Below are 16,660 nucleotides of genomic sequence, written 5' to 3' on the forward strand. Positions count from 1 at the left end.
CGGAGGTGTCGGCAATGAGTTTCGACTGGAGTCAGTTCGGCATCGTGACCGGCGCGAGCATCGCCGGCGTGATCATCCTGCTGGCGATCACCGCGGCCATCGGCTTCTCGATCGGTCGGCACAACGTCGTCGACGTGACGTGGGGTCTCGGCTTCGTGCTGATCGCGGCGATCACCGCGATCCTCGGCAACGGCGACCTCTGGCGTCGACTGCTCGTCCTCGTCCTCATCGGTGTCTGGGGTCTGCGATTGGCGTCGTCGATGTTCCGACGCTCGCGCGGCAAGGGTGAGGACCCGCGCTACGAGAAGCTCCTCGACGACGCGGGCGGCAACCGTGCTCTGACCGCCATCACCAAGATCTACGCGACGCAGGGCCCCGCGCTGTGGTTCGTCTCGCTGCCGCTGCAGGTGTCCTCGGTCGCGCACGGCACGCTCTGGTACCTCGCCGTCATCGGGGTGCTGGTCTGGGTTCTCGGCGTCACGTTCGAGACCGTCGGCGACCTGCAGATGGACCGGTTCAAGGCCGATCCCTCGAACAAGGGCACGGTCATGGACACGGGTCTGTGGCGCTACACGCGACATCCCAACTATTTCGGCGACGCCTGCGTCTGGTGGGGCACGTTCCTGGTGTGCTGCACCTTCTGGCCCACCGTCGCGACGATCTTGTCGCCGGTCGCCATGACCTACTTCCTGGTGTTCGCGACCGGCGCGCGACTGCTCGAGCAGCACATGGCGGAGCGACCCGGCTATCGCGAATATCAACAGCGCACCAGCTACTTCGTCCCGCTGCCACCGAAGAAGGCCTGATCGTCCCTGCCGCCGGCGTGACGCCGCACGCCATGTCCGATTGGCGGCAGTTCACTACCTTCACCCGTCGTTCACCTTCGCGCCTCCTGCCCGACACCGTGGTGCCGGGCCGGGACGGTGGTCTCATATGCATGGCCGACACTGTGTCCCCCGCGCGCGCGAACCCCCTCGGAGAAACCGTCGACACCGGCATCCCGCGGGAGGTCGCGGCGTCGATGACCACCGCCGAACAGCACGAGTGGCACCGCTGGAACCTCAAGCGCCACAGCGTCAGCCGACGCAATTTCCTGTACGGGTCCGCCGCCGTCGCCGCTGCCGCCGGGATGGGCAACCTCGCGTGGTCGGGCATCGCCTACGCCGCGGACGCCCCGATCGCCGTCGGCGGCCGGCACGTGGCGTTCGGCAACGACGCCGCCAGCCAGCTCCGCTTCTCCGCGCAGCTCTCCCGCAACCCGGGCGGGGCAAAGGTCTTCCTCGACCACGGCCCGACGCCCGCACTCGGTGCCACCACCGTCGCCGAGGTCCGCAACCTGGTCAGCCAGGTGCCGATCAGTTCCGGCGGAATCCTCGGCGCCGAGCAGTTCTACGTCCACGCCGCGGTCGACGGCCTGCCCCCGCACCTTCCGCACTTCTACCGCTGGCGCACCGCCGACGGGCGCACCACCGACATCCGCAGCGCATCGACCGGTCTGCGTCCGGGACGCAGCCTGCCGTTCCGGTTCACGATGATGGGCGACCAGGGCACCGACACCACCCCGACGCAGCCGCCCGGCCTCAAGGCCGGCGACTACGACGATCGCTACTACAAGGCGGACAACGACCCCACCGCACCGCACGCCGCGAACATCGTGAACGCGATCGCCGCGCGTAACCCGGCCTTCCACATCCTCGCCGGCGACATCGCCTACGCGGACCCCTCGGGTGGCGGCAAGCCGCTGCAGTTCGTGCCCAGCGGTGGCAGCGCGGCGTCGGGCTTCGACAAGTACAACCCCTACGTCTGGGACGGCTACCTCGCCGCCATCGAGAAGAGCGCGTCGCGCGCGCCGTGGATGTTCGCCACCGGCAACCACGACATGGAGGCCCTCTACTCGCCCCACGGCTACGGCGGTCACGCGGCGCGCCTCGACATGCCCACGAACGGTCCCGCCGGGTGCCCGTCGGTGTTCTCGGTCACCTACGGCAACGTCGCTGTGCTGTCGCTCGACGCGAACGACGTTTCCTTCGAGATCACGGCCAACACCGGGTACAGCGGCGGCGCGCAGACGTCGTGGGTCGCCTCGACGCTCGCCCACTTGCGGAACGACCCGAACATCGACTTCATCGTCTGCTTCTTCCATCACTGCGCGTACTCGACGACCGCGCAGCACGCGAGCGACGGCGGCGTCCGGGCGGCGTGGGCGAAGCTGTTCGACCAGTACCAGGTCGACGCCGTCTTCCAGGCGCACAACCACATCTTCGAGCGCACCGACCCGATCCGGAACGGTCAGCCGCGCAAGGCCGCCCCCGACCGCTCGACGGTGTCGCCGAAGGTCGACGGGACCGTCTACTACACCGTCGGTGGGGGCGGTCGGCCCCGCTACGAGTTCCAGCCGGGGGAGTCGGAGAGCTACCGCGGCAAGGTCGTCGCCGACGACACCGTGCCGAACAGCTATGTGTGGACCTCCGACGGGAAGAAGCAGACCGAGAGCGTCGAGTGGTCGCGGGTGCGGTTCCGCAACTACTCGTTCATCAGCATCGACGTCACCCCGGGCCTGCCCGGATTCGACTCGCGCATGGACATCTCGGCGATCGACGAGTACGGCCGCGAGTTCGACCGCCTGACGTTCGCCCGCCGCGTTCCGCTGGGCGTGGGCTTCGGGTCCTGACGTCCGGGGCGTCGCCGTTCGTGAGCGGCGACGACCCCGCCGGGCCGTAGGCTTGCCGCCATGGGCCGGCCGCGGGGGATGACGTCACGCGGCGTCGGTGACACCCCCGCCCGACTCGTCCGGTTCCTCGTCGTCTCCGACCCGGGGCAGTTGCGGCTGCGCAGCGCCAGTCAGACGACGTCGACGCTGGTCGTCGCCCTCGTCTGCCTCGTCGTCACGACGAAGGCGCTGGGCCAACCCATCACGGTGGCGATGCTCGGGTCCGTGGTGGCGATGTTCTCGTCGTTCGTCGTGCGGGACCGCACGGCCCGGGGACGGTTGCTCACGACGGGGTTGATCGCGGTGCCCGCGGCGATCGCCGTGACCGTGTCGACCCTGCTCGGCCCGTACCGCGTCGCCGCCGACGCCGGGTTCATCGTCGTGCTGTTCACCGCCGTGTACGTGCGGCGGTTCGGGCCCCGCGGTTTCGCGCTCGGCATGGGCGCCTTCATCTCCTACTTCTTCGCGCTGTTCCTCCGCGCCCAGACGGCGCAGCTGCCGTACCTGCTGATGGCCATCGTGATCGGGATCGCGGCGTCGCTGACGGTGCGCTACCTCTTCCAACGGGAGTGGGCCGGAGCCGAACTCACCCGTCTCACCCGGGCGCTGCGCGCGTCGGCGCTCGACGTCGTCGACACCATCGACCCCCTGGGGGCGGACGGTCACGCCCCGGCGATCCCCGGACGTCACGAGGCCGGGCCTCGGCGGGCCGTCGCCGAGAAGCTCGAGCGGCTGGCCAACACCGCGCTCATGATCGAGGACTGGCTCGACCGCAACGTCGCCGGCGCACACGTGTCGGTGACCGGGAACGACCTGTCGCGCCGCATCTTCGACGCGCAGCAGGCCACCGAGCAGGTCGCGTTCGCGATGCGCGGTGCCGACCCGACGAGACTGTCGGACCCGGTGCGCCGGGTGTTCGCGGCGCTGCGCGTCGCCCTGCACAACACACCCACCGACGAGGAACTCCGGTCCGCACGGCGGGTCGTGACGAAGGCCGAGGCCGCGGCGACCGGCAGCGACCAGGAGTCCATCGTCATCCGGTCCGTCGCGCGCGCGGTGCGGGCGCACACCGCCGTGCACCGTGTCGCCGCGCACGCGATCGAGCGGGAGGCGGCGGGGGAGCGGTCGAGTGCACCGGAGCCCGCGCCCACGACAGCGGCCGGGCCCGGTGACAAGGACGAGACGTCGCCGTCGGAGCCTCGGCGCTGGTTCTCGTCGTCGGAGACGGCAGGGTGGTTCGGCCGCCTCGAGCCGACGACCCGCACCGCCATCCAGGTGGCCATCGCCACGTCCGTCGCGACCGTGCTGGGCGAGCTGGTGTCGCCGGCGCGGTGGTACTGGGCGGTGCTGTCGGCGTTCGTCGTCTTCACCGGCACCACGACCCGCGGTGAGATCCTCACCCGCGCAGGGCATCGCATCGTCGGGACCGTCGTCGGGGTGATCGCGGGCGTGCTGCTCGCCGCCCTCGTCGGACACAATCCGCCGGTGCAGTTGGCGCTCATCGTCGTCTGCGTGTTCTTCGCGTTCTATCTCGTCGCGGTGGCCAACGGGCTGCTCGTCTTCTTCATCACGGTGCTGTTGGCGATGCTCTACGGGCTGCTCGGGACGTTCAGCGTCGCTGTTCTGGAGCTGCGGATCGTCGAGACGTGCGTCGGAGCGAGCGTCGGCATCGCGGCCGCCTACTTCATCCTGCCGACCCGAACGCGGGAAACCGTGCGCGAGAAGGTCGACGACTACCTCGAGGCCCTCGACGAGCTCATCGTGCAGTGCGTCGACTCGGTCGTCGAACCGGGGCGCGAGGTGGACCTCGTGCCCGCCGCCCGTCGACTCGACCTGGCGTTGCAGGCCCTGCAGACCGCGGCGCGACCGCTACAGGTGGGCACCTCCGACCGGCGGTCGTTGCGGGTGGCGCCGGCCAGCCGGGCGCGGCGGTCCACCGCGCGGCTGGTGCGCGTGCTCGAGGCGTGTGATCGGGCCGCGCACGCGTTGACGCGCGCCGGGATCGTCGCTGCCGGAGCCGATCCCGGGACCGCGCCGTCACCGGAGGTCCGCGAGGCGTTGCGGTCGGGGAGGGACGACGTGCGCGAGTCGGTCGCCGCGCTGCGGTCGGTGGTGCGGGAGGCCGGCGGCGAGTCCGACGGTTACGAAGGCACCCGCTCCCACGCCATGGAGCAGACGCCGGTGACCGCGCTCGTCGCCCGCGACCCCGAACAGCTGCCGACGGCGACCCGCATCGCCGTCCGCGCGCTCGATCGTCTCGACCACGCGGCGGCCCTGACACGGGTGCGTATCTGAGCCGCATCAGCTCTTCCGTTCGGCCGTACGAATGTGCTATTCATGACGTGGGTCGGGGACCTGTCGAGAGGAACCCCGAATGCGCAGAATGCTCACCGCCGCTGCCGGACTCGCCATGATCGGTGCCGCGATCGTCGTCGCACCGACTGCTTCCGCGGCACCCGGCATCCCGGATCTCAGTCTGTCGATCACCCGGAACTCGTGCGACATCACCGTGACGAACGTCGGCGGTGCCACCGCGACGGGCGTGTCGCTCTACTCACTCACGTTCGGCCGTCTGTCGACCTTCCCGACGACCCTCGCGGCCGGCCAGTCGTCGACGTACCACATCCTGGATTGCCCTCCGGGGTCGCCGTATCCGAATGCGTTTCTCACCACTTCCGGCAACGGCGACCTGAACCCGTTCAACAACGTCGGCGTGCTGATCTGACCGATCCGGGCACCCTGTCGCCGGGCCGCCGAATCCACTGTCGTGCATCCGGAACCACTCATCGGGCGGTCGGCGCCGCCAGGCGCTCCTACCGCCCAACGAACGGTTCCAGCCGCCCAACGAACGGTTCCAGCCGCCCAACGAACGGTTCCAGCCGCCCAACGAACGGTTCCTGCCGCCCAACGAACGGGGATGGAGGGGGTCAGGTCAGGGAGAGGGCGAGGGTGGCGACGACGGCCTTCGCGATGCCCTCGCTGCCCGCCGGGGTCGGGTGCGTCGACGGGACCCCCTCTGCCGGACGGACTCCCGTGAACCAACGCTGCCCGGGGGCGGCGCACGAGTCGTGACCGACCGCCGCGGCCCCGACATCGACGAACCCGGCGCCGGCCCGCTCTGCCGCGGCCAGGTAGACGCCGTCGAGCTGACGGAAGAACCCGGCGACCACGGGTGCGTCGGCGTCGCTGAACGGGGCCTCTCCAGGACACCCGCGCGGCCCGAAGTATCCGCCGTGGCCCACCACCAGGAGGCGTGCGGACGGCGCGTGCGCTCGGACGCCGGCGAGGACGTGATCGAGCCGAGTCGACAGCGTCGCCAGCCGCCCGGCGATCAGCCCCGGCAGTGCCGGGTCGGCGCGGCAGTCGCGGTCCCGGCCGGGCGTGGCCTCCATGCAGTGGTCGACGATGCCGAACCAGCGGATGTCGTTGCCGCCGACGGACAGGGTCACCAGGGTGGTGTCCGGACGCAACACGGCGGTCTGCACCGGGACGCGCCGACCGTTGCTCGTCGACTGTCCGCGATCGACGACGTCGGCCGCCACCGCGCCGCCGCAGGCGACGGTGGTGAACGACGCGACCCCGAGTGCCCGCGCCACCAGTTCCGGGTACCCGGCGTCGGTCCGACCGCACCCGTCACCGCCCGCCTGGGACGTGGTGGTCAGACCCGCTGCGCGCGAGTCACCGAGGGCGACGTAGTGCACGGCCGACGTCGCCGGGGCGCTCGCCTCGCCGCTGGGGTCCGGCAGCGGGGTCGCCGACGCCGCCGTCAGGTGGCCGACGAGCACCGCGATCACGGCGAGCAGGACGGCAGCCGACGACCGCCGGCGCGCGGTGGCGCGGCGAGGCGTTCTCATGAGTTCAGGATCGTAGGGCGCGCACCACGAGATCACCCATCGACGCGCTGCCGAGCGGCGTCGGATGGTTCGGGGGAGTCAGGCCCGACGGGAACTGCCCCGCGAACCAGCGGGTGCCGACCGGTGCGCACGCGTCGTGTCCGACGGCGGGGCCGGCGATGTCGACGAAGGTCGCCCCGCGTGAGGCCGCGCCCTGCGCGAGGGTCGCGTCGAAGCGGCGGAAGAAGTCGGCCACGAAAACCATGTCGGCGCGGCTGACGGTCGCGGTGGGGAAGCAGCCGACCGGTCCGTAGTAGCCACCGTGGCCCACGACGACGACACGCGCCTGCGGCGAACGCTGCCGGATGGCGTCGAGTACACGCTGCAGCTTCGGCAGGAGACCGGCGAGCGCGGCGTCCTGCCGGGCGCGTAGTCCCGCGTCTCGGCGACATCCGCTGTCGATCTGGTCGCTCACGCCGAAACAGGGCTGGATGAGAGACGCCCAGGCGATGTCGTTGCCGCCGATCGACAGCGTCACCAGGTTCGTGTCCGGGCGCAGGGCCTCGATCTGCGGGCGCGTCGTCCGGAACGGCGGCACCGGGGTCCGCTGGCCGCGGTCGACGATGTCGTCGGTCGTCGCGGCGACGCAGGTCGCATCGGTGAACGAGGAGGGCTTCAGCGCGGCCCGCACGCGGTACGGGTAGCCCTGGCCCGACCGCGCGCACCCACTCGGTTCGAGGAGGGTGGTGAGCGACGGGGCGGCGCCACGGGAGTCACCCAGCGCGACGTAGCGGATGGGTCCGGACCCGGCCGGTTCGGCACCGGCGGGGGCGGTGCCGGCCATCACCGGCAGGGCGACCGCTCCGATCATGGCGGCCATCGCGGCCCGCATCCATCCCGATCGCAGCACTGCTCGCACGTCTCCCCCTCGCGTCCCCGGCGCCGACGCACCAGAAGGTCCAGCCCCCGACCGGATCATGCACCATCGCGGTGTCCAGGACCCCAACGCCTGTCGAACTCGAGGCGGGCTTGTGAGAGATCACGAGATCCGGACCTTCAGAACCGGACACGCTGTCATCTCACCAGGTGACACCGAGGTGGCGGGGCCCGCGCACGACCATCTCCGACTTCCAGTCGACGTCGGTGACCCGCAGGTCGGGGAAGGCGCCACTGAGGGCCGTCAGCGCTTCCTGCAGCTCGACACGGGCCAGCGCGGCGCCGAGGCAGTGGTGCGCGCCGTGGCCGAAGCCGATGTGCCCCGATCGCCCGCGAGAGGGGTCGAACTCCTCGGGCCGGTCGAACACCTCGGGGTCCCGGTTGGCTGCGGCCACGCTCACGAGCACCGGTTCGCCGGCCCGTACGACCACACCGGACAGCTCGACGTCCTCGGTGGCGTATCGGGCCTGGCCGCCGCCGAGGCCCAGCGGCACCAGACGCATCAGCTCCTCCACGACCCCGGGCACCATCGACGGGTCGTCGTGCAGGGACCGCCACGCGTCGTCGGAGATCGGCAACGACCCGAACTCGTCGGGGCGCCCCATGAGGAACAGCAGGAAGTTGGGGATCTGCGACGCGGTGGTCTCGTGGCCGGCGACGAGGATGCCGTTGCACAGGTCGATCAGTTCGAGCTCGGTGAGGCGGTCCTCGCCGTCGCGGGCGTCGAGCAGCGCGCACATGAGATCGTCAGGGGCCTCGCCGGCGGCACGACGAGACCGTTTGTCGGCCAGCAGGTCCCGCATGTACGCGCGGAACTCCTCACGGCTGGCGTCGAACTCCTCCGAGGTGAGTGTCGTCGTCGACATCGCGTCGTCGCTCCACCGGCGGAACCGGTCCCGATCGGCCGTCGGGACGCCGAGGAGCTCACAGATCACCTGCACCGGCAGGGGGAGCGCGAAGCCGTCGACGAGGTCGACCGGCCGCCCGGTGCGGGCGTGCTCGGCACGCATCCCCTCGACGAGGTCGGCACAGATGGACGCGGCCTTGGGGCGCAGCGACTCGATGCGGCGAGGGGTGAAGGCACGCGACACCAGGGTCCGCAGACGCGAGTGGTCCGGCGGGTCCATCGAGAGGATCCCCGAGGTCACCCGACCGGCCCGCATCCGGGGTTCGTCGTGGTGGGCGGCGACAGCACGGCTGAAGCGCGGGTCGGCCAGGACGGTCCGGACGTCCTCGTACCGCGTGGCCAGCCACCCCTCCTCCCCGAACGGCATGCGGACCCGGGCGAGGCCGGTGGTCCGTCGGATGTGTGCGTACTCGTCCGCGAGGCGCAACGAGTCCGGGCGGTTGAACGGGTAGTCGAGCACCTGGTCGAGATCGGATTCACGGGTGATGGTCACGGCTGGTTCCTTCCGTCGGGGCCGCCCGACGACGGCGACAGTTGCTCATGACAACGTCTTGCTTAGCGACACGAAACAATCTATCGACCGGGCGGCGGGACGGCAAGAGAAATGTGCGGACGGGCGGAGACGTTGGCACGGTCCGACGGGTCGAGAACGGGCCGAAGAGATCGCCGACGAGCACACGAGCGGCGATCAGACGACGTCGCCGACCGCGGCGACACGAGGAGGACCACATGTCACGCATCGCCATCATCGGAGGTCACGGCAAGATCGCACTGCAGGCGGCGAAGCTCCTCACCGATGACGGCCACGAGGTGTCGTCGGTGATCCGCGACGCCGGCCAGTCCGACGACGTCGCCGCCCGGGGCGCGACGCCGATCGTCCTCGACGTCGAGAAGGCGTCCACCGAGGACATCGTCGAGGCACTGGACGGTCACGACGCGATCGTCTTCTCGGCCGGAGCGGGCGGTGGCAACCCCGACCGCACCTACGCCGTCGACCGGGACGCCGCGATGCGGACCATCGACGCCGCGTCGGCCGCGTCGATCACGCGCTACGTGATGGTGTCGTACTTCGGGGCCTCGACCGACCACGGCGTCGACCCGGACGACTCCTTCTACGCCTACGCCGAGGCGAAGGGTGACGCGGACCAGTACCTGCGCGCCAGCGACCTCGACTGGACCATCGTCGCTCCCAGCACCCTCTCCGACGACGACGCCACCGGCACCATCACCACCAAGGAGCAGGGTGCCGAGCGCGGGACGAAGGTCTCGCGTGCCGATGTCGCCGCGGTCATCACGGCGGTCCTCGAGACCCCCGGTAGCGTCGGCCGGATGATCGAGTTCACCGCGGGGGACACCCCGATCGCGGACGCCGTGGCGGGCGCATGACGCCGCTGCGCAGGCTGGTCACCACGGCGGGTGTGGGCACCGTCGAGGCCGTGACGTCGGGGCTGGCGGCGGCGGGATCCGCCACCGGCCGCGCGTTCGGCGCGTCACCGGAACAGATCGCGCCCCACGTCGCGCGATCGCCCCACCAGACCGAGGGCTTCTTCGCCAACCGCGAGCCGGCGTCGGAGATCAATCCCGACCGCGGCACGGCCGTCGACATGATCCGCCAGCGACGTCGCGGTGAACCGCCGCGACCGGTGCCGGTGGTCACCCCGGACCTCCGCGCCGACGCCGCGTCGCTGGCCGTGACCTGGCTCGGGCACGCGAGTGCGATCGTCGAGATCGACGGGCGTCGCGTGCTTACCGACCCGGTCTTCTCCCGGCGGTGCTCGCCGTCGCAGCTGGTCGGTCCCGCCCGTATGCACGACGTCCCCCTGACGGTGGCCGAACTGCCCGCGCTGGACGTCGTCCTCATCAGCCACGACCACTACGACCACCTCGACATGGCCACGGTCGTCGCGATCGCACGCTCGCAGCCGTCGGCGCGATTCGTCGCCCCGGTGGGTGTGGGCGCGCACCTCGAGTACTGGGGCATCGCCGCCGACCGCATCGACGAGGGTGACTGGGGTGAGCGGATCACGGTCGGGGATCTGTCGTTCGACTGCATTTCCGCCCGGCACTTCTCCGGACGCGGCGTGGTCCGCAACCTGACGCAGTGGGTGAGCTGGGGCATCCACGGCCCCACGCGCTCGGCGTTCTTCACCGGCGACACCGGTTTCACCGAGAGCTACGCGGACGCCGGCCGAGACACCGGTCCATACGAGCTGACGCTGGTCCCGATCGGCGCCTACGACCGTTCATGGCCCGACGCCCATGTGGACCCGGAGGAGGCCGTCGCCCTGCACACGATGCTCGCCGGCGACGAGCGGACGAACTCGCTGATGGTCCCCATCCACTGGGCGACGTTCAACCTCGCGCTGCACCCGTGGGCCGAGCCCGTCGCGCGGATGCTCGCCGTTGCGGCCGAGCACGACGTCGTCACCGCGACCCCGGCGCCCGGCGCCCGGATCGACGTCAGCGACCGCACCGGCCCGGGCATCGACACGGCCTCGTGGTGGCGATCGGTGGCGGGATAGTCCGTTTCGGGAACTCGGCAGGCGTCTGGGGCGTTCCCCCTTCGACAACCCGCACTATCCGACGAGGTGGAAGACATGAACTTCAAGCAGCTCGCCGACAAGGCCAAGGCCGTCGTGCAGAAGAACCCGCAATACATCGACAAGGGCGCCGACGCGGTGAACAAGGCGACCAAGGGCAAGTACGCCAGCCAGGTCGACAAGGGCCGCGACGCCGCGAAGAAGTTCGGCCAGCAGCGCTAGTGCACCCCTCGCGGGTCGCCCGCGTCACGACGGCCGCGATCACCCTGGTGGTGGTCGCGGCCGCGTGTTCTCCGGATGCCCCACCCGACGGCGCGCGATCGTCGTCGAACCCCGCGACGGCGTCGGCGTCGTTGCCGGCGCCCGTGGCCGCGTCCGACCGGGGCAGTGTCCTCTCGCAGTCACCGATGGCGGTCGACGCGGACGGACCGCTGGCGTCCTTCGACGTCACCCGCGTCGTGTATCGGTCGAACTCGGGGTACGCCCCGGGCGATCCCGACGGCGACTTCGGCGTCCGCGTCTCCGGTGTGGTCGTGGCACCCCAGGGGTCCCCGCCCGCCGGCGGGTGGCCGGTGGTCGCCTTCGGCCACGGCACCACCGGCACCGACGAACAGTGCGGACCGTCCCTGCACCCCGACCTGCTCGGGCAGGCGTCGCAGATCGCCCGGCTCGTCCGCGCGGGCAACGTCGTGACCGCCACGGACTACGTCGGTCTCGGGGAACCCGGTACCCCGCACCCGTACCTGATCGCGCGCAGCGCCGCGTACTCGATGATCGACGCGGTCCGCGCCGCGCGGCAGGTCGTCCCCGGCACCTCCGACCGGTGGGCGGCGCTCGGCAGTTCGCAAGGGGGACAGGCGGCCTGGGCCGCCGCCGAGTGGGCGGGCACCGACTACGGTGCCGGGCTGCGGTTCGTCGGTGCGGCTGCACTCGCGCCCGCCGCCGACGTCGCGCCGATCGCCGACGGCTATGACGCGACACCCTTCCGCGCGCCGACGTTCACCACCCTGCAACTCGGGTTGATCCCCCTCGTGCTCGACGGGCTGCGCACCGTCGACCCCGGGCTCGACGAGTCGCAGTACATCCGGGGCGGTCTGGCAGCCGGCGCCGCGGCGCTGGCGTCGTGCGGGGAGAGCAGTGAGTTCCGGAAGTACTCGGCCCTCACACAGATCCGCCCGGGCGACGCGACGGTCACGTCCCCGGCGGCGTTGCGGTCGCTGCACGACATGCTGGCCCGGTCGTCGCTGCCGCAGCGGCGCGCGGCCGGTCCGCTGTTCGTCGCGTACGGCGATCGCGACCAGCTCGTCACCCCGGCGTGGACGGCCGGCGCGGTCCGTCGGGCCTGCGCGACAGGAGACACCGTCGCGGTGACCGTCGAGGCGGGACGCGGTCACACCGACCTGCAGTCGGGACCGGACGCGGTCACATGGATCGGCGACCGGTTCGCGGGCCAGGCGGCCCCGTCCTCCTGTTGACGCCCGTCGCCCGTGCGTCGACCCCTATCCTGATCGCCATGGCATCCGTGAAGGAAACCGTCACCGTCCCACTGAGTCCCGACGTCGCCTGGGGTCACGTGCAGGACCTGTCCCGCTTCGACGAGTGGCTCACCATCCACGACGGCTGGCGCAGCGACCTCCCGTCTCCCGACCAGATGAGCAAGGGCACCAAGGTGGCCAGCGTCGTCGCCGTGAAGGGCACCCGCGTGCGCTTCGACTGGACCGTCGATTCCTACGACCCGCCGACGAAGGTCGGGCTGAAGGGCAGCGGCAAGGGCGGGGTGAAGGTGAAGCTCGCGCTGTCGGTCGCGCCCTCGGGGGACGGCTCCACCGTCGCCATCGATCTCGACCTGGGCGGTCTGCCGATGATGGGTCCCGCGGGCAAGGCCGCGGCCAAGCTCGTCTCGTCCGATCTGCGCGAGTCGTTGCAGAAGTTCACGGCCACCTTCGCCGACTAGTGGGCCTCCGTCCCGTCCGATAGCATCCGTCCGATTCGACGGGTTCGTCCGGGGACGGGGGAGGAATGGGTCGCCACGCTGTGGGCGCGACACCGCAGGACAGGGGTCGTGCCGGTCGTCCACGCCGTCACGGCAGATGGCTGGTCCTCGGTGTCGTCGTCGCGCTGGCCGTCGCCGGTGGCGTCGCCTGGGCGGTGACGCGCGACAGCGGCCCCGACTGTGCGACACGGACACCCATCACCATCGCCGCCGACCCCGCGATGACGACCGCCCTCAAGGCGGTCGCGCCCACCGTCTCGGCTGACTCGTGTGTCGATTACACCGTCGCGGCCGTCTCCGGCGCGGGCATCGCGGGTGAGCTCAGCACCGGTACCGCCCCCGACCTGTGGGTGGCCGATTCGTCGCGGCGTGCCGCCGACGTCACGGGACAGGTACGCATCCCGCTCGACACCGTCGGGTCGTTGGCCTCGTCACCGGCCGTCGTCGTCGGCAAGCAGCTGCCCGCACTCGCGACGTGGGTCGACGTGATGCGGCTGCCCGGACTGCGCATCGGCAGTCCCATCACCACCAGCACCGGCAACGCCCCCATCGCCGGTGCGGTCGCGGCGGTGGAGAAGGGGACGCTGACGAGCAAGCAGCTCACCGACGCGATGACCGTCCTGGCGATCCAGCAGGGCAACATCCGCGCCGACGACGACAGCGAGGAGAACCGCCTCGACCTCGCCGACGGCCAGGGGTCGCCCACGGTCACCAGCGAACAGCAGTTCGTCGCGCACAAGCGCGCCACCGCGACCTCGACACTGACCGCGACCGTCCCGAGGGACGGCACCACGTTCCTCGACTTCCCGCTGGTCGTGACCGCCGGTGCCGGCGAGCGCGACGCTGCCCGCGATGCGGGACGACGCTTCGCCGACGCCATGGCGAGCCCGGAGGGTGTCGCCGCCCTGCGCGACGCCGGGTACCGGCCCGCGTCGAAGGAGCCGCTGCCGGGAGTGGGTGTCGGACGGGTTCCGGAGGTCACCGTCCGGGACACCGCCGCGCAGGAGAAGACGCTGCGGCAGTGGGCGGTGGTCGCCGAACCGATCCGCACCCTGGTCGCGATGGACGTGTCGGGGTCGATGACCGAGGAGGTGGGGTCCACCACCCGGGCACAGCTGCTGGTGCAGGCCGCGCTCGCGGGGAACAAGCTGTTCCCCAACAACACCGAGATCGGTCTGTGGTTCTTCTCCACCGACAAGGGTGGCCCCGGGCAGGACTGGACCGAGATCGCCCCGATCGCGCGGGAGGACTCCGTGCGTCCGGACGGGACCACGCAGCGGGACTACCTGAACTCCCGCGCGGAGAACTTCACGCGGTACATCGGCGGCGGGACCGGCCTCTACGACACGACGTTGGCCGCGTACCGGAAGGTGCTCGACTCCTACGACCCGAACTACTCGAACAGCATCATCGTGCTGACCGACGGTCGCAACGACGATCCCGAGTCCATCTCCCTGGACGAGTTGAGCCGGCGCATCCGAGCCCTGGCAGACCCGGCCCGTCCGGTCGAGATCGTCACCATCGGCATCTCCGACGACGTCGACACCGACGCCCTGAGGACGATCTCCGCGCTGTCTCCCGGCGGGACCAGCTACGTCGCCCGCGACCCCGGGGACATCGGGAACGTGCTGGTCAACGCGGTCGCAGCTCGAGTCACGGCCGCTGGTCGCTGACCATTGGTGCGAGCCCGGAATTCGCGCTCGTCCCACCCATCCGGGTCTGTATTGGTAGCGAACAGGTCGCCTGCTGCCACTCCGGTGCGAGGTGAGCAATCCGCGCTCGTCCCACCCATCCGGCTGTGTGTTGGTGGCGAACAGGTCGCCTGCTGCCACTCCGGTGCGAGGTGAGCAATCCGCGCTCGTCTCACCCATCCGGCTGTGTATTGGTAGCGAACACAGTGTGCGGCGCCCGTTGCATGTAACGGGGAGGGGTCGTCGCGCGACTGACGAGACAACTCGCCGAGCCGGAGGAGACACAGCGTGCCGATCCCCGACGACCTCACGCCCCGCGGCGTCCGCGCCGCGGTTCCCTCGGTGACCACCCTGTCCGTCGCCGGCTCCGCCGGCGTCCGGGCGCTCGCCGCCGACCACCGCATCAGCACGGAGACCGTCGTCGCGGCCGCACTCGTCGCCTACCGCGGGCCCGGTCCCGAGACCGCCACGCCGCGTGTCGGCGTCGCCGTCTCGGACGGTTCCCGGATCGCCCCGGTCGACCTGCCGGTGGGCGCGCGGCACAGCGCGTCGGGCCTCGTCGTGCGTGTCGGCGCCTGTGTCGACAGTCCCGTCGACCCCGATCCCGCGGTCGCCCCCCGCGACGTCGTCGTCGCCGAGGGCGGCCCCGCCGACACCACGGCCGCGCTCGCCGGTGTCCCCGTCGTCGTCTGGTGCCGCGCCACCGAGGGCGGGCTGCTGACCCTCGAGATCGCCGCCACGGCCGGATCGTCCTCGCTGGATCTGCACCTGCGGCGCTTCGTCGAGTTCCTCGAACGCTTCACCCGCGCGGGCCGCGCCCCCGTCGGCAGCCTGCAGATCGTGTCCGAGGCCGAACACGTGCTCCTCGACGACTGGAACGACAGCGCCGAACTCCTCGCCCCCAGCACGCTGGTCGACCTCGTCGACATGGGGATCGCCCGCGACCCCGACCGCGCGGCGGTCGTCACCCGCGACGGCGTCGTGACCCACGGCGACATCGACCGCTTCGCCAACCGCATCGCCCGCGCGCTGCTCGCCTCCGGCGTCGGGCCCGGGTCGGTGGTCGGCGTGCTGTGCGAATCGGCACCCGCGGCGATGATCGCGTCCCTGGCCGTCCTGCGCGCCGGCGGTGCGGTTCTGATGTTGTCGACGCGCGTCGGCGCCCCGGAGACGATCGTGCGGATCGCCGAAGCCCGCGCCACCCGCGTCGTCACGGACAGCCCCGCCGCCGCGATCGTCCCGCCGTGGGTGGAGGTCGTCGCCATGGACGACGAGGAACTCGACCACCATCCCGACGAGCCCGTCACCGCCGATGACGGCGCGGGGCTGGGCCACCTGCTCGCGACCGCAGAGGTGACGGTCAGCAGCACCGGTGACGACCTCGCCGCACTCGCCCACACCCACGCCGCGCTCGCCAACCGTCTGCAGTGGACGATCAGCGACTGGGAGGCAGCGCGGGCCCCGGGCGTGCAGCAGGTGCTGATACCCGCCGACGCGCATCGCCTCCGTGACCTGTGCGATGTGCTCTGGCCGTTGGTGATCGGTGCGACCGCGCACACCACGGTGGGTACCGGCGTCGACCGCGTCACCGCCGGAACCGGCAGCGTCATCGAGGCCGCCGGCGCCGCGTTCCGTGTGTCCGACGACGAGCGGCCCGGATGGAACGTCGAGGCCTACGTCCTCGACGAGCACCTGCGGCTGGTGCCGCCGGGAGCGTCCGGGGACCTCTACGTCGGCGGCGCCCAGGTCGCGCTCGGGTGGCCGCGCGACACCGGTGCCACCGCAGATCACTTCGTGGCCAACCCGTTCCGGCCCGGCGAGCGCATGGTGCGTGTCGGGATGGTCGCCGCCCGCGGGAAGTCCGCGGCCGACGACGTGGACGTGCTGCGTCGTGTCGTCGCGGCCGTCGGCGTGACCGACCACACCGGGACCGCAGCATCCCACGCGGACGCCGCGCTCCCCGACGAGATCCGCCCGGCCCGCAGCGGGCCCACGCTCTAGCGGGGACCGCCGGCGAACCGGGCGGCGAGTCGATCGATCGGCGGGGCGA

General features: G+C 71.4%; 14 protein-coding genes. 11 read left to right on the forward strand and 3 right to left on the reverse strand.

Annotation, left to right across the window (positions count from 1 at the left end; all coding sequences use genetic code 11):
- Positions 1-14 precede the first annotated feature (14 nt).
- From Q1A98_RS16000 to Q1A98_RS16015, 4 genes are all read left to right on the forward strand, one after another.
- Positions 15-806, forward strand: a complete 792-nt coding sequence (locus tag Q1A98_RS16000; RefSeq protein WP_299575331.1) for a DUF1295 domain-containing protein — start codon at positions 15-17, stop codon at positions 804-806.
- Between the two features lie 131 nt (positions 807-937).
- A complete protein-coding gene (locus Q1A98_RS16005) occupies positions 938-2,671 on the forward strand; it encodes a twin-arginine translocation signal domain-containing protein (RefSeq protein WP_299575332.1) in 1,734 nt (577 codons plus the stop codon).
- Positions 2,672-2,731: 60 nt separating this feature from the next.
- Positions 2,732-5,005 carry an FUSC family protein gene (locus Q1A98_RS16010; protein ID WP_299575333.1) on the forward strand — a complete coding sequence of 758 codons (2,274 nt, stop codon included), beginning with the start codon at positions 2,732-2,734 and terminating at the stop codon, positions 5,003-5,005.
- Between the two features lie 79 nt (positions 5,006-5,084).
- Entirely contained in the window at positions 5,085-5,435 is a 351-nt protein-coding gene (locus Q1A98_RS16015) for a hypothetical protein (protein ID WP_299575334.1), read from the forward strand.
- Positions 5,436-5,637: 202 nt separating this feature from the next.
- On the opposite strand, the gene Q1A98_RS16020 is transcribed toward Q1A98_RS16015, so the two are convergent.
- The 3 genes from Q1A98_RS16020 to Q1A98_RS16030 form a co-directional block, all read right to left on the reverse strand.
- Positions 5,638-6,564, reverse strand: coding sequence for an SGNH/GDSL hydrolase family protein (locus Q1A98_RS16020; protein ID WP_299575335.1), 927 nt, complete (start codon positions 6,562-6,564; stop codon positions 5,638-5,640).
- Between the two features lie 4 nt (positions 6,565-6,568).
- On the reverse strand, positions 6,569-7,462 hold the full coding sequence (locus tag Q1A98_RS16025) for an SGNH/GDSL hydrolase family protein (RefSeq protein ID WP_299575336.1): 894 nt from the start codon (positions 7,460-7,462) through the stop codon (positions 6,569-6,571).
- Between the two features lie 160 nt (positions 7,463-7,622).
- Positions 7,623-8,879, reverse strand: coding sequence for a cytochrome P450 (locus Q1A98_RS16030; RefSeq protein ID WP_299575337.1), 1,257 nt, complete (start codon positions 8,877-8,879; stop codon positions 7,623-7,625).
- Positions 8,880-9,115: 236 nt separating this feature from the next.
- Here Q1A98_RS16030 and Q1A98_RS16035 point away from each other — a divergent pair, with 236 nt between their 5' ends.
- The 7 genes from Q1A98_RS16035 (at position 9,116) to Q1A98_RS16065 (ending at position 16,611) form a co-directional block, all read left to right on the forward strand.
- The gene (locus Q1A98_RS16035; RefSeq protein ID WP_299575338.1) at positions 9,116-9,772 is read left to right on the forward strand and encodes an SDR family oxidoreductase; all 657 of its coding nucleotides are present in this window, start codon (positions 9,116-9,118) and stop codon (positions 9,770-9,772) included.
- Positions 9,769-10,908: an MBL fold metallo-hydrolase gene (locus Q1A98_RS16040; protein ID WP_299575339.1), complete on the forward strand. Its 1,140-nt coding sequence runs from the start codon at positions 9,769-9,771 to the stop codon at positions 10,906-10,908. The genes Q1A98_RS16035 and Q1A98_RS16040 overlap by 4 nt, the downstream gene beginning before the upstream one ends.
- A 75-nt stretch (positions 10,909-10,983) precedes the next feature.
- Positions 10,984-11,148, forward strand: coding sequence for an antitoxin (locus Q1A98_RS16045; protein WP_299575340.1), 165 nt, complete (start codon positions 10,984-10,986; stop codon positions 11,146-11,148).
- A complete protein-coding gene (locus Q1A98_RS16050) occupies positions 11,148-12,401 on the forward strand; it encodes a lipase family protein (RefSeq protein WP_299575341.1) in 1,254 nt (417 codons plus the stop codon). The genes Q1A98_RS16045 and Q1A98_RS16050 overlap by 1 nt, the downstream gene beginning before the upstream one ends.
- A gap of 38 nt (positions 12,402-12,439) precedes the next feature.
- Positions 12,440-12,880, forward strand: coding sequence for an SRPBCC family protein (locus Q1A98_RS16055; RefSeq protein ID WP_299575342.1), 441 nt, complete (start codon positions 12,440-12,442; stop codon positions 12,878-12,880).
- 65 nt (positions 12,881-12,945) lie between these two features.
- A complete protein-coding gene (locus Q1A98_RS16060; RefSeq protein ID WP_299575343.1) occupies positions 12,946-14,592 on the forward strand; it encodes a substrate-binding and VWA domain-containing protein in 1,647 nt (548 codons plus the stop codon).
- A 306-nt stretch (positions 14,593-14,898) separates the two neighbouring features.
- On the forward strand, positions 14,899-16,611 hold the full coding sequence (locus Q1A98_RS16065) for an AMP-binding protein (protein WP_299575344.1): 1,713 nt from the start codon (positions 14,899-14,901) through the stop codon (positions 16,609-16,611).
- The last annotated feature ends 49 nt before the right edge of the window (positions 16,612-16,660 follow it).

Origin of the sequence: uncultured Williamsia sp., from assembly GCF_947494875.1 — a bacterium.
Classification (GTDB): Bacteria; Actinomycetota; Actinomycetes; order Mycobacteriales; family Mycobacteriaceae; genus Williamsia_A.

Excerpts from the sequence above, each read along its gene's own strand:
- Q1A98_RS16000 (WP_299575331.1), top strand. The coding sequence starts at position 15 with ATGAGTTTCGACTGGAGTCAGTTCGGCATCGTGACCGGCGCGAGCATC.
- Q1A98_RS16005 (WP_299575332.1), top strand. The coding sequence starts at position 938 with ATGGCCGACACTGTGTCCCCCGCGCGCGCGAACCCCCTCGGAGAAACC.
- Q1A98_RS16010 (WP_299575333.1), top strand. The coding sequence starts at position 2,732 with ATGGGCCGGCCGCGGGGGATGACGTCACGCGGCGTCGGTGACACCCCC.
- Q1A98_RS16015 (WP_299575334.1), top strand. The coding sequence starts at position 5,085 with ATGCGCAGAATGCTCACCGCCGCTGCCGGACTCGCCATGATCGGTGCC.
- Q1A98_RS16020 (WP_299575335.1), bottom strand. The coding sequence starts at position 6,564 with ATGAGAACGCCTCGCCGCGCCACCGCGCGCCGGCGGTCGTCGGCTGCC.
- Q1A98_RS16035 (WP_299575338.1), top strand. The coding sequence starts at position 9,116 with ATGTCACGCATCGCCATCATCGGAGGTCACGGCAAGATCGCACTGCAG.
- Q1A98_RS16040 (WP_299575339.1), top strand. The coding sequence starts at position 9,769 with ATGACGCCGCTGCGCAGGCTGGTCACCACGGCGGGTGTGGGCACCGTC.
- Q1A98_RS16045 (WP_299575340.1), top strand. The coding sequence starts at position 10,984 with ATGAACTTCAAGCAGCTCGCCGACAAGGCCAAGGCCGTCGTGCAGAAG.
- Q1A98_RS16055 (WP_299575342.1), top strand. The coding sequence starts at position 12,440 with ATGGCATCCGTGAAGGAAACCGTCACCGTCCCACTGAGTCCCGACGTC.
- Q1A98_RS16060 (WP_299575343.1), top strand. The coding sequence starts at position 12,946 with ATGGGTCGCCACGCTGTGGGCGCGACACCGCAGGACAGGGGTCGTGCC.